Source organism: Hyphomicrobiales bacterium (assembly GCA_016710435.1).
GTDB lineage: Bacteria > Pseudomonadota > Alphaproteobacteria > Rhizobiales > Aestuariivirgaceae > Aestuariivirga.
Map to the genome: position 1 here is coordinate 1 of JADJVV010000034.1, position 11,406 is coordinate 11,406.

The 11,406-nt window shown below is 63.6% G+C and carries 21 protein-coding genes; 13 read left to right on the forward strand and 8 right to left on the reverse strand.

All coding sequences use genetic code 11. From position 1 onward, the window contains the following. Nucleotides 1-20: 20 nt before the first annotated feature. From IPM06_20620 to IPM06_20655, 8 genes are all read right to left on the reverse strand, one after another. Entirely contained in the window at nt 21-377 is a 357-nt protein-coding gene (locus IPM06_20620) for a hypothetical protein (GenBank protein ID MBK8772814.1), read from the reverse strand. Continuing rightward, nucleotides 377-1,141, reverse strand: coding sequence for a hypothetical protein (locus IPM06_20625; protein MBK8772815.1), 765 nt, complete (start codon nt 1,139-1,141; stop codon nt 377-379). Before IPM06_20625 ends, IPM06_20620 begins: the two co-directional genes overlap by 1 nt. Continuing rightward, nucleotides 1,138-1,353 carry a hypothetical protein gene (locus tag IPM06_20630; GenBank protein MBK8772816.1) on the reverse strand — a complete coding sequence of 72 codons (216 nt, stop codon included), beginning with the start codon at nt 1,351-1,353 and terminating at the stop codon, nt 1,138-1,140. The genes IPM06_20625 and IPM06_20630 overlap by 4 nt, the downstream gene beginning before the upstream one ends. Before the next feature lie 163 nt (nt 1,354-1,516). Further along, nucleotides 1,517-1,954, reverse strand: coding sequence for a hypothetical protein (locus tag IPM06_20635; GenBank protein ID MBK8772817.1), 438 nt, complete (start codon nt 1,952-1,954; stop codon nt 1,517-1,519). After that, nucleotides 1,947-2,729 (reverse strand): hypothetical protein, encoded by a 783-nt coding sequence (locus IPM06_20640; protein MBK8772818.1) that lies wholly within the window; start codon nt 2,727-2,729, stop codon nt 1,947-1,949. The genes IPM06_20635 and IPM06_20640 overlap by 8 nt, the downstream gene beginning before the upstream one ends. After that, entirely contained in the window at nt 2,730-3,176 is a 447-nt protein-coding gene (locus IPM06_20645; GenBank protein MBK8772819.1) for a RusA family crossover junction endodeoxyribonuclease, read from the reverse strand. 231 nt (nt 3,177-3,407) lie between these two features. Then, nucleotides 3,408-3,677 carry a hypothetical protein gene (locus tag IPM06_20650; GenBank protein MBK8772820.1) on the reverse strand — a complete coding sequence of 90 codons (270 nt, stop codon included), beginning with the start codon at nt 3,675-3,677 and terminating at the stop codon, nt 3,408-3,410. Continuing rightward, nucleotides 3,677-3,874: a Cro/Cl family transcriptional regulator gene (locus IPM06_20655; GenBank protein MBK8772821.1), complete on the reverse strand. Its 198-nt coding sequence runs from the start codon at nt 3,872-3,874 to the stop codon at nt 3,677-3,679. The genes IPM06_20650 and IPM06_20655 overlap by 1 nt, the downstream gene beginning before the upstream one ends. A 225-nt stretch (nt 3,875-4,099) precedes the next feature. On the opposite strand from IPM06_20655, the gene IPM06_20660 reads away from it, so the two are divergent. The 13 genes from IPM06_20660 to IPM06_20720 form a co-directional block, all read left to right on the forward strand. Further along, nucleotides 4,100-4,483, forward strand: coding sequence for a glycine zipper family protein (locus IPM06_20660; protein MBK8772822.1), 384 nt, complete (start codon nt 4,100-4,102; stop codon nt 4,481-4,483). A gap of 4 nt (nt 4,484-4,487) precedes the next feature. Beyond that, complete coding sequence (locus IPM06_20665; protein MBK8772823.1) at nt 4,488-4,739, forward strand: hypothetical protein; 252 nt, start codon at nt 4,488-4,490, stop codon at nt 4,737-4,739. 97 nt (nt 4,740-4,836) lie between these two features. Further along, nucleotides 4,837-6,213: a helicase gene (locus tag IPM06_20670; protein MBK8772824.1), complete on the forward strand. Its 1,377-nt coding sequence runs from the start codon at nt 4,837-4,839 to the stop codon at nt 6,211-6,213. Beyond that, on the forward strand, nt 6,210-7,094 hold the full coding sequence (locus tag IPM06_20675) for a site-specific DNA-methyltransferase (protein ID MBK8772825.1): 885 nt from the start codon (nt 6,210-6,212) through the stop codon (nt 7,092-7,094). The genes IPM06_20670 and IPM06_20675 overlap by 4 nt, the downstream gene beginning before the upstream one ends. Beyond that, nucleotides 7,091-7,525, forward strand: a complete 435-nt coding sequence (locus tag IPM06_20680; GenBank protein MBK8772826.1) for a hypothetical protein — start codon at nt 7,091-7,093, stop codon at nt 7,523-7,525. Before IPM06_20675 ends, IPM06_20680 begins: the two co-directional genes overlap by 4 nt. A 181-nt stretch (nt 7,526-7,706) precedes the next feature. After that, nucleotides 7,707-8,522 carry a PD-(D/E)XK nuclease-like domain-containing protein gene (locus IPM06_20685; protein ID MBK8772827.1) on the forward strand — a complete coding sequence of 272 codons (816 nt, stop codon included), beginning with the start codon at nt 7,707-7,709 and terminating at the stop codon, nt 8,520-8,522. A gap of 9 nt (nt 8,523-8,531) precedes the next feature. Beyond that, nucleotides 8,532-9,341 carry a phage recombination protein Bet gene (gene bet, locus IPM06_20690; protein MBK8772828.1) on the forward strand — a complete coding sequence of 270 codons (810 nt, stop codon included), beginning with the start codon at nt 8,532-8,534 and terminating at the stop codon, nt 9,339-9,341. Beyond that, nucleotides 9,338-9,601 carry a hypothetical protein gene (locus IPM06_20695; GenBank protein ID MBK8772829.1) on the forward strand — a complete coding sequence of 88 codons (264 nt, stop codon included), beginning with the start codon at nt 9,338-9,340 and terminating at the stop codon, nt 9,599-9,601. The genes bet and IPM06_20695 overlap by 4 nt, the downstream gene beginning before the upstream one ends. Next, nucleotides 9,591-9,899 carry a hypothetical protein gene (locus tag IPM06_20700; protein ID MBK8772830.1) on the forward strand — a complete coding sequence of 103 codons (309 nt, stop codon included), beginning with the start codon at nt 9,591-9,593 and terminating at the stop codon, nt 9,897-9,899. The genes IPM06_20695 and IPM06_20700 overlap by 11 nt, the downstream gene beginning before the upstream one ends. Next, nucleotides 9,896-10,354: a hypothetical protein gene (locus tag IPM06_20705; GenBank protein ID MBK8772831.1), complete on the forward strand. Its 459-nt coding sequence runs from the start codon at nt 9,896-9,898 to the stop codon at nt 10,352-10,354. Before IPM06_20700 ends, IPM06_20705 begins: the two co-directional genes overlap by 4 nt. A 100-nt stretch (nt 10,355-10,454) precedes the next feature. Then, nucleotides 10,455-10,691, forward strand: a complete 237-nt coding sequence (locus IPM06_20710; protein ID MBK8772832.1) for a hypothetical protein — start codon at nt 10,455-10,457, stop codon at nt 10,689-10,691. A 98-nt stretch (nt 10,692-10,789) separates the two neighbouring features. Beyond that, nucleotides 10,790-11,179 (forward strand): hypothetical protein, encoded by a 390-nt coding sequence (locus IPM06_20715; protein ID MBK8772833.1) that lies wholly within the window; start codon nt 10,790-10,792, stop codon nt 11,177-11,179. Then, a partial coding sequence (locus IPM06_20720) for a hypothetical protein (GenBank protein MBK8772834.1) occupies nt 11,176-11,406 on the forward strand: 231 nt, incomplete at its 3' end. The genes IPM06_20715 and IPM06_20720, both read left to right, overlap by 4 nt.

Consider the following 11,406-nt stretch of genomic DNA (forward strand, 5'->3'; position numbering starts at 1 on the left):
CCCAGACGTTTTGTCTGTGATCAACACCACAGACTCAATTGCACGTCGATGGGGCACTTCTTTGTCTTTGCTGAAGAATGGCGCAGCAACCACTCCTCGCACTCTCTCGTCTTGATAGCGTGACAATTGGCGCAGAGCAGTTGAAACACGTCTGTGACCGTTCCATCCAAACACGTGCGGCGAATTTCCACTATCGAGTCTTTCAATCCGACGCCGCTGCTTTTTCTTAGCACGGCAGTCTTGTGGTCAAATTCAAGCGCGCGCACATCATCAAAGCCGCATCGGGAACAACACCCACCCAAAGCGTCGATACCAATTTGCCGCCAATGGCGGCGATGCTTTTGCGCTGATATCTTTTGCTTCTGCTTGCAGCGCATCACTTGATGCCCCGCGCCGTCTGCATCGCTTTGGCATAGCCCGCGTGAAACTCGGGGATGAAAGTCGCGCGGTAGACTTTGTCGGCGACGCCGTACCAGTCGAGGCGTTTCTTGTACGCGGTGTGATCGACGAAGATGATGATCGGCTTGATGCTCGACCCGGCCGCGAACTGGAAGCGCTGCCAGATGCCGGGTGGCAGCTTGCCGCCGCCTGGACGCCCGACGAAGTAGCTGTAGCCCTGCTTGGTCTTGGTGCCACGGGCCAGCTTGTCGCGCTTCTTCTTGTCCAGGTTCTTCGACTCGGTGCCGGACAGGTAGAACGCCTGGAAGTAGGACAACAGCTGCTGGATCTGCCCGCGACTGATGTTGCCGTACTCGTCGAGCTTGGCGGCGTCGCCCGGCACGGCGACGAAGTCTTTGGGCACGACCAGGACTTGCCGCAGCATCTTCTCGAAGCGTTTCACTGGCCGCGTGCCGCCAACGATTTGCGGCGTCAGGTAGTGCGGATCGACGGCGACGATCGACTCATCCTTGAGCCAGACGCGCGCCTCGAGGTTCTGCTTGGTGGCGTTCTTGGTGAAGATGGCGTTGAGCGTGTACGGCGTCGGGCGATCGAAGACGCGCTTCATTTCCTCGATTTCGGCGGCCTTGGTCGCCTTGGCGGTCGCGTCCAGAGCCAGCTTGGCGGCATACGGCACCTGGTCCCGGCGCAGGTCCAGGTTGCGGATCAGGGGCTCGAGGTCGTGGCGGATGTCGATCTTCATGGCGTTTTTCCCCTATTCATCGCCCGCCGCTCCTGCACATATTCCCAACCCGCTTCACATTCCCGGCTGCACCAGCGCAGGCCCAGCGCGAGCAACTCGCCGCAGTAGTGGCAGGCACCGCAGGCCGGCGGGCCTTCCGACTTGCGGGCGTGGATGGCGGCGTCAAGCTCCACCTCGATGTCGCTGTCGGCGCGGTCGGCGGCGTCGTTCAATCGTCGTCTCCCTCGCAGCCTGGATAGCGTTCGTAGCCTGGACACGCGCCCTTGCACGTCGCCTCCTGCAGCCGGCACCACAGAATCGGCTCGCTGCTGCCGGCGCCGAATTGGGTGCTGTGGCGGCAGCGCAGGCAGTGGGGCAGAGGATCTGGTGCGTCACTCACGCTGCTATTCCCAGCGCCTCTTTTGCGAACTCGATGGAGATGCTCGGATAGACGCGCCCAGCAGCCGACTCCTCCAGGATTTTGCGCGCCCATGCTTTGCAGTCCTTCCGCTTTCCTTCAAGGTAGCCGTCGAGAATCGCTTTCGTTGGCTCAGGAAGCTCACCGCGCGGCGCGGGCAAGTAGATCGTCGTCGCTGGCGTGTCGCGGAACTGCCGGCACAACGCAACGAATTCTGGACAGGTCGGCGGGAACGTCGAATGCGTTTTGCAGTGGTCCAACGCCCTGCGGATTTGCTCGCCGCTGATGCCGCCGAGATCGTCGGCCCATGTCGCCTTAACCGCCTCCATCGGCACGCCCGCCCAAAGTTCAAGCCAATGCTTGCCGTACATGGTCGCAAAGCGCGCGAACAGGCGATCGATCCACTGCTCAGGCAACGCGCTCGGATTCGCCCGTGATGTCGCGCTCGGCTCCCGGCTTCTGCTCACCACTTCCATGCCTGCCCCGCTTGAAAATGAAGTCCGCTACCTCGGCCCTGCCCTGCGCTGCACTGCCGTTGAGCTGCATCGGCGGCGCCCGTGGCGGGTAGAACGTCGCCCAGCCCGATTCGATTGCCGCCGAGATCATGGCCGGCGGGTCGTGTCCCCTGCTGCCGTAGCGTGTCGAGCTTGGCGATCTGCAGCCGCCCGGCCTCGCCTTCCGCTTTGCGGCCGCGGTGCTTTCGCCATCTTTCCCAATCTTCGGCCGCCAACCACTCAGGCAACGGCGCAGCCGGTGCCGACGGTTTGCTTTTGACCTTCTTGGAATCAGGAAGGGGATAGGGGAAGGGGGAATCAGCCGGGCTGGTTCCTGAATTTCCGGGCTTGGCACGGTGCTAGCACTGTGCTTGTCCGGTGCTGGTATGGTGCTAGGTCCTTCCCGAACGTGCGGATTCTGGTGCTTGGTGAAGGCCAGCACCTGAATGAACCGCCCGCCGTTGACGCTGTAGCGCATGATGAATCCGGCGGCTTGCAGGTCAAGCAGCAACTTGTCCGCATCCGCGTCGTCGTAGGGAAGGATCTCGGCCTTGATGCGCTTCGGCCGGTCCTCGAGACGCCCTTCCCTGTCAGCGATCGTCCACAGACCAGCGAACAGTAGGCGTCCCAACGGATCAAGTTCTGCCAGTTTGTCGTTCGTGAAAAACGACGGTTTCAGGTTGCGCGCCCTAGCCACTTATCGCCTCTCGCTGATCGTCACCACGGCGCTGCCCTCGCCAGGTATCACAACGTCGCCGCGCACCACGCGCAGCTCATCGATCTGTTCGTCGTTCTCGTACACGCCGGATAGCTGCAGGGCGTCGATTGCTCCCTTCAAGCGATTGTCGAGGTCGAAGCGTCGCCGGTCGGGCGGCGTCAGGTGAATGTCGACCGCCAAACGCGCATCCGGCCCGAAGGCCGGCGAGCCGGCGGCGATGACGCGCAGGCTCACCTCGTTGCGGAACGTGCGGTGCTCGGCCGTCAGGTAGCGCCCGCCGCTGGCGGTTGGCCCGGTCGAATGGTTCACCGTGGGCGGCCAGGGAAGCACGATGCGCAGCCGGTCGGTGGTCGGCTTGATCTTCGCCGTCGCGCCGCGGTTGGCGCCGTTCATTGCCTGCCGACGCAGGTAGTCCTGTGGCGTCATGCGGTAGTGACTCACGCTTTACCTCGTCTACCGGAACCAAGCGAAAGCGCGTCGTTACGATATCGAACGCTTCGCGCGTCGGCGCATCGGGAAAGTAGCGGCAAGTGATCTCGGCGATGTTGTGCTGGGCGAAGCGCCGACTTTGCAGTGCAGCGTGAACTCGACGACGGCTTCGGCAGGCCGAGTAGCTTCATCAGCCAGGCATGGCCGGATGGCCGGCATAGAGGATGCTCACGCCACGCCCCCACCCTGCGCCGCGACCTGCCGCAGCGTGGCCGCGTCATCCGCCCGCGCGCAGAACACCGTGCCGCGCCACAGCTCAAACGTGAGCTTGCCATTCAGCCGCACGCAGGAGATCGTCCAGCGGCCGTAGAGCCAGGCGTAGGGCGACACCTGCCGCCACGCCTGCGAGTCGAGAATAGAAAGGCCGTCCGCATCTAACCGCGCCGCGGAGGAGTTCGGCGCGGGTGTCGGGTGATCTGCGGAGGGCTTGGAAGGCACTAGGCAGCCTCGCGGCGCTTGCGTGGCAAGATGCCGGCGGCGGCCTTAAGCTTGCCGCCGGTAAGTGCCTGAATCTGAAGCTGTCTTAGCGGCGGCGGATGCTCGCCCCAGTTGAAAACGGCCGGCTGCGCGATGCCCAAAGCCCGCGCCGTGGCCGCTTGCGAACCGAAATGGCGAATGACGTCCGAAGTCAACATGGCCGCATCATAACGCCGACGCCGCGCAATTGCAATAACGGTTATTGTTGGATTGCTATTGACAGGCGCTATAACCTGTATTAAATTGCAATCGTCGGATCAAGCCTCACCGACCGCCGAGCAGGACACCGAGACACCCGCAGCGTAAGGCCGGCACTGCCGGCAGCGGCAAGGGATCAAGGCCAGTAAGACGGCGCAGCAAGGCAACCGAACGGAGGGAACGCAATGAACAGTCACCAGGCAGTCGCAGCGGTCTCCGCTGCCGCGCTGATCTCGGCATGTTCCACCGTGCCGTCGCAGCCGCAAGCCGACTACACACTCGTCGACCCCGGCCGGACGGACATGGCGCAGTACCAAATCGACTACGCCGACTGCGCCCGGCTGGCGAATCAGTCCGACGTCGGCGCGTCGGCCGCTGGCGGCGCAGTGGTCGGCGCGATGGTCGGCGGCCTGATCGGCGCGCTGATCTGCGGCCGGAGCTGCGCCGCGTGGGGCGCCGGCTTCGGCGGCGGCCAGGGCGCGGTGTCCGGTGGCGTTGCTGCCGTTCGTGACCAGCAAGTAACCATTCGCGGCTGCCTCGCCGGCCGCGGCTATTTCATCATCCGGTGAGGCCATGACCAACCTACTGCACGACTACCCCGAACTCGCCACCGCCGAGCCGCCCAAGCCCGTCGAGCAGACGCAATGCGCCTACTGCGCCGGCACCGGCTGGCGCGAGACGCACATCGACGACCGCGGCCTCGGCCACGGCGACCGCTGCGTCCACTGCGGCGGACGCGGGATTGTGTGGGTGGAGCTGGACGAGCTGCGCGACCAGGCCGCCGAAGCGCGCCGCCGCCTCACTCGCGCGAGGTATCTGCCATGAGCGAGAACGGCGAGCATTGGACCGAACGCCTGGGCGACGTCTGCATTCTTGCCGTGGCGTTTCTCGCCGTGCTGGCGCTACTGGCGCCAGGTTGGCTATGAGCTACGCCGACTACATCACCGCCAAGACGCGCACGCATCAGGCGTCCGGCATCGTCGACGACGTTGCAGGCTACGATCTGATGCCGCATCAAGTCGACCTCACGCGCTGGGCGCTGCGGCGTGGCCGCTCCGCTATCTTCGCCGATACCGGCCTCGGCAAGACGCGGATGCAGCTTGTTTGGGCCGACACGCTGCGCCGCCGGCTCGGCGTCAATACGCTGATCCTGGCGCCGCTGGCCGTAGCGCAGCAGACGGCCGAGGAAGGCAGGGCGATCGGCGTTCCGGTGACGCACGTCCGCTATGCGCGCGACGTGCTGCCCGGCATCTGTGTCACGAATTACGATCGCCTGCACCTGTTCGACGCGACGCAGTTTCAGGCCGTCGTGCTCGATGAGTCGTCCTGCATCAAGCATCACACAGCCAAGACGCTGCAGCAATTGCTCGACGCCTTTGCCGCGACGCCGTACAAGCTATGCGCCACCGCGACGCCAGCGCCGAATGACTGGGCCGAGCTGGGCACACACGCCGAATTCCTCGGCGTCCGCAGCCGCGTCGAGATGCTGGCCGAGTTCTTCGTCCATGACGGCGCCGAAACGCAGGTATGGCGCCTGAAAGGCCACGCCCGCGATCTGTTCTGGCAGTGGGTCGCGCACTGGGGCGCACTGGTGCGCTCGCCGGCCGACCTCGGCCACGACGCAAGCATGTACGAGCTGCCGCCGCTGACGATCGCGCAGCACGTCATCGAGCCGCGCCACGAGCCGATTGACGGCCTGTTTCACGCCGAGGCGCAAACGCTCATGGAGCGCCGCAACGCACGCCGCGGCTCGATTGCCGATCGCGTGGCCGAGTGCGCTGCCATCGTCAACAGCACGCCGGGCGCGTGGGTGATCTGGTGCGACCTCAATGCCGAAGGCGACGCGCTGCGCGCGGCGATACCGGATGCGGTGGAGATTCGCGGTGCCGACGATGCCGATGAGAAAGAGCGGCGCCTGCACGACTTTGCGCACGGTCGGACGCGCGTGCTGGTAACGAAGCCGAGCATCGCCGGCTGGGGATTGAATTGGCAGCATTGCGCGCAAGTGGCCTTCGTCGGCGTCACCGACTCCTATGAAGCGTACTACCAGGCCGTGCGTCGGTGCTGGCGCTTCGGGCAACAGCGCCAGGTGGACGTGCATATCTTCAGCAGCGCCACCGAGGGCGCCGTGCTCGCCAACCTGCAGCGCAAGGAGGTCGCCGCGCGGTCGATGTCCGAGTCGCTGTCGTCGGCCACGCTGGGCGCCGTGCGCAACGAAGTCCTCGGCCTGGTGCGCGAGTCCAACGAATACCAGCCGGCGCAAGCCATCGCCATTCCCGACTTTTTGAGGGCCGCATGAACTGTCTCGATCAAACCGTCGGCGACGGGTACGCCTTGTTTCAAGGAGACTGTGTGGACGTACTGCGCGGCCTGCCGGATGCGAGCATCGACTATTCGATTTTCTCGCCGCCGTTCGCGTCGCTCTATACCTACAGCAACAGCCCGCGCGACATGGGCAACTGCCGCGACGACGCCGAGTTTTTCGGGCAATTCGACTTCTTGATCGCCGAGCTGCGGCGCGTGATGAAGCCGGGCCACAACGTGAGCTTCCATTGCATGTTGCTTCCGGCCGGCAAGGAGCGCGACGGCTACATCGGCCTGAAGGACTTTCGCGGCGATCTGATCCGCGCCTTTCAGGCGCACGGATTCATCTATGCCTCGGAAGTCTGCATTTGGAAAGACCCGGTGACCGCGATGCAGCGCACTAAGGCGCTCGGGCTGCTGCACAAGACCGTGCGCGAAAACGCCTGCATGTCGCGGCAAGGCATTCCCGACTATCTAGTGACGATGCGCGCACCGGGCGAAATGGTCGATCGCGTTCGCCACGATCCAGAGCAATACCCGGTGAGCAAGTGGCAGCAGATCGCGTCGCCGATCTGGACCGACATTGACCCGAATGACACGCTGCAATTCCGCAGCGCCCGCGAGCATGACGACGAGCGGCATATCTGCCCGTTGCAGCTCGAGGTGATCCGACGCGGCGTGGATCTATGGACAAATCCAGGCGATGTCGTGCTGTCACCATTTGCCGGCATCGGCAGCGAAGGCTTTGTCGCGTTGCAAATGCAGCGACGCTTCGTCGGCGTCAGGCTGAAGCGCAGCTATTACGAGCAGGCGGCCCGCAATCTAGCAAATGCATTGCGCGAGAGCGGCGACCTGTTTGCGGTGGACGCCGCATGATCGCCACCAGCAACCGCGCCACCGACCTCACCGGCCTTCGCGTCGGCCGTCTCACCGTGCTGCGCCGCGTCGAGAGTTACGTCCAGGCCGATGGCCGCCGTCGTGGCCGCTGGTTGTGCCTCTGCGCCTGCGGCCGGGAAGTGACCGCGCTGACCGGCAACCTGACGGCGAAGCGCAACGCCGGCCGCGTGCAGTCCTGCGGCTGTCTGAAACAAGAAGCGGACATCACCGTCGGCCACCGCCTATCAGCCGCACGTAACACGAAGCGCACCAGAGAGCGCGAGGAGCGGCTGGCCGGCGGCAAGAATAAGCGCCAGCGCAAGCCGCAGAGTCGGAAGGTCGGCCTGCCGACGCCGGCATGGGGCAACGCCAAAGCGGCGGCGCTGGATCTGGCGGCAGCGTTTGGCTACGGGACGGGAGAGAAAAAATGAACAACGTATTCCAAATGCGGCGCGTCAACGCGCTCGCGCTGCGGCAGATGGCGGCGACGGCGCACCCGAATAGCAGACGGCACCAGGCGCGGTGGTTGGCGGCCGTGAGGTATTTGAGAAGGCGGCGGCTGTGGATCTGCGACGGCGCTCGGGCGACCTGGGGCGTACCGGGAGAGGCGGCATGACCGACTTCACCCCCGGACTGTTCCGCGACCTACCCTCCGCGACCTACCACACCATCGAAGCCATGTCGGCCAGCGGCACCAAGAAGATGCTGCGCTCGCCGCAGCACTACGTCCTGGCGCGGACGCAGCCGAGCAAGCCCTCGGCCGCGATGGAGTTCGGCACCGCCGTCCATGCCGGCGTGCTGGAGCCGGACACCTTCAACGAGGCGGTCGTCGTGGCGCCGGAGATCAACAAGCGCACGGCAGCCGGCAAGGCGGAAGCGGAGGCGTTCGCCGCCGCCCATGCCGGCAAAGTCGTGCTATCGCCCGACGATTGGGAGCGGTGCGCGCAGACCATCGCCGCAGTGCGCAAGCATCCGGCCGCGGCGCAGTTGCTCGACGGCGGCGAGCGCGAGTTGTCGCTGTTCTGGCGCGACGGGAAGTACAACGTGCCGTGCAAGTCGCGTTTCGACGCCTTCAATCACAACGTCGTCATCGACCTGAAGACTTGCCAAGACGCCTCGCCGGAGACCTTCGCGCGGACGATCGCGCAGTACCTGTACCACTTGCAAGCGGCGTTCTACTTCAGCGGCGCCGAGCACGTCCTGAACGCCACGCCGGCAGCGTTTGCCTTCATCGCCGTCGAGACCGAACCGCCATTCGCCGTCGCCTGTTACGTCCTGCCGGCCAATGGCATCCTGGCCGGGGCGCATCTGGCGAACATCGCGCTGGAACGCTACGCCGCCGCACTGGCATCCGGCGAATGGCCCGGCTATAGCGAAACCATCGAAGTCATCAAGTTGCCGAAGTGGGCAACGACCTTCAACGTTTAGGAGAGCGCAATGTCTGAAGCTGTCGCACTGCAAACCCGTCAGAATTCCGTCATGGTCCGCATGGGAGAACGCTACGGCGTCGACCCGAACAAGCTTTACTCGACGCTCAAGGCGACCGCGTTCAAGGGCGACGTATCGAACGAGCAGATGCTCGCCTTGATGATCGTGGCCGACCAGTTCCATTTGAACCCGCTTACGCGCGAGATTTTCGCCTTCCCCGACAAACAGAACGGCATCGTCCCGGTCGTCGGCGTCGATGGTTGGTCGCGCATCATCAACGAACACCCGCAGTTCGACGGCATCGACTTTGAGCAGACCGACGAAGCCTGCACTTGCACGATCTACCGCAAGGACCGCGCGCACCCGATCCGCGTGACGGAGTACCTGTCGGAGTGCAAGCGCGGCACCGGGCCGTGGGGTTCGCACCCGCGCCGGATGCTCCGTCACAAGAGCATGATTCAGTGCGCGAGATTGGCGTTCGGCTACTCCGGCATCTACGACCAGGACGAGGCCGAGCGGATCATCGAAGGATCGGCGACGCTGACGCCGCTCGAAACCGAAGCGCCGGCCATTGCCGCCATCAATGCCAAGGTGAAGCCGAAGCGGCAAGCGGCGATTGATGTTGTCCCGCAACCGCCCGACCCGAACGCCGGCAAGGGTCTGCACCTGTACACCTACGCCGAAGTCCGCGACCGCCTGGAGAACGCCAAAACCGACGACGACCGCGCCCTGGCCGTGGACATGATCCGCAGCGTCGCCGACGAAGCGCAGCGGGCCGAACTCACCGAGCTGGCGAAGCTGCTGGCCGATGCGCCATGAGAACGGATTCCTGCATGAACCCTGGCCGGCTGCACTTGCAGCCGAAGCGGGACTATATGCCGTTCGACGACCACACCTCGACCATGTGGCAGAAGAAGCAGCAGATGAACGCCGGCATCGTGCTGGACAAGCCGATACGCTACACGCCGCAGCATCGTCGCAGCGCCCGCGGGATCGTGGCGGGAGTCGTACTGGGCGCCGCCGTGTGGCTGCTGCTCGGCGGTATTGCGGTGATGGTGTGGAGGATGTATGGACTATGACGAACTGATGCAACGGCTGCGTGTGTGGTCATTAGATGAACGCCGTGGCGATGGAATGCTGTTGGTCCGTACCGCCGACGCGATCACCAAGCTTCGCGCCGAGCGGGACGCGCTGCAGTTGTCGGTCGCCGGGTTTGACGCAGCCCGAGAAATGCTCAACGTGCAGGACAACAAGATCGACAAACTGCTGTCTGCTTTGCAGATCGCTCGCGAAACAATTTACTCGCTCGACGCCAGAGAAATATATGACGATGAGTTGGCGTTGATTGACGCTGCGCTCGCGGAGGGCAGGTCATGAGCAAACAAAACTACGGCTTGCCGCCAAAAGACCCGGCGTTGTTAGAACTCATTCGGCTCCGCGCCGAGCGTGACGCTCTCGCGGACGAAGTGCGCGATCTCGACATCGAGTTGACTCACGCCAGAGACGAGCGCGACGCATACCGGTACGCTATGGCGAAAATAACCGATCCGGCTGCCGCATTGGCCGCTTTGCAACCTCCTCCGCCAATCATCATGCCGGCGCAGGATTGGGCGCTGTATCAGCAAATCAAAACCCTAAACGAACGCATCGCCTACCTTGAGCCGATTTTCATCGCCGCTCGTAATCTCGTTGATAACGCCGAGGAGTACGAGTGCGACGGGCTTGGACTGTGGGCACAACACGGATGGTGGGAACCGCTACATGACGCGCTTGACCCTGACGGCTCGGCAGCGGCTGACGACATGCGCCAGCCTGTCACGCCTGCAAAGTGACTAGGAAACCTATGGACTGCTGGCCGGTAGACAGGATCATCATGGTAGTCGTCTTGTCAGTGGCGGCAGTGCCTATGCTGACGGGACTGGGCGTGCTGACATGGATGATGTGGAACATGCTGCGCGGCAAGGGAGGATGGAAATGAGATTGCCGAACATCACCGACGACGACATCGGCGGCTTGATGCCGTGTCCGGCCTGCCCGGACGGCTACGTCTGGGACTCCAACGGGCAAACTGCCAAGTGCTGCCCGAAGTGCAACGGGCACGCTGTCGTGCATCTCGACGGCAGGCCGATTGCGACTGAGCTTGGCTTGCCAATGGAGCTTCAACCATGACAGATACTAGACCCTGCACCTGCGCTCCAGATGAGCGCCCGTATCCGTGCCGTCATCAGTACGCACTAGGACTATGCCGTAAGGCGGAAATTCGCTCTTTGCGCGCCGAGCTTGACCGCTGCATCGCGCAGATTGGCGACTTGGCAAAACTGCGAAGTGAAGAAGAAATAACGTACGGGCACGTCATGGGCCGCATCGCCATCGCGCTGTTTGGTGACCGGAACAACCGCACCGACGAAGAATGCGTGAAACAGGTCATTGATGTTATATGCGAGCGCAACAGACTACGCCAACATCTGCACGACGAGCATCAGCGCCACATTGGTACGATGGACGAACGCGATGCCATCGCTCGCCAGTTGGCAATATCACGCTCTCTGCTAATGGAGTGTGTACAAAACCTCAGCCCTCCGTGGCAGAACCCAGACCATCCGCTGTGGTCGCTGAAGTCGCGTATCAAGGCAACTTTTGGAGGACAGTCGTCGTGAGCGTACTGACAGACACCGCACTGAAACGCATATGGCTCTGCGTCAGCGATGACGAGGATGACTACGATCTGCCGTACCCGGAACTGTACGCGGAGGATGCTGAAATCACGTGGTCAACGGATCAGCCCGTTGCTGTAACCGTCGAATATGTGCGAGCGGATGTCGCCAAGGCCGAGCGTGACGCCCTCGCGGCGCTGCTGCGGGAAGTAAATGCGCGAACGCAGGGA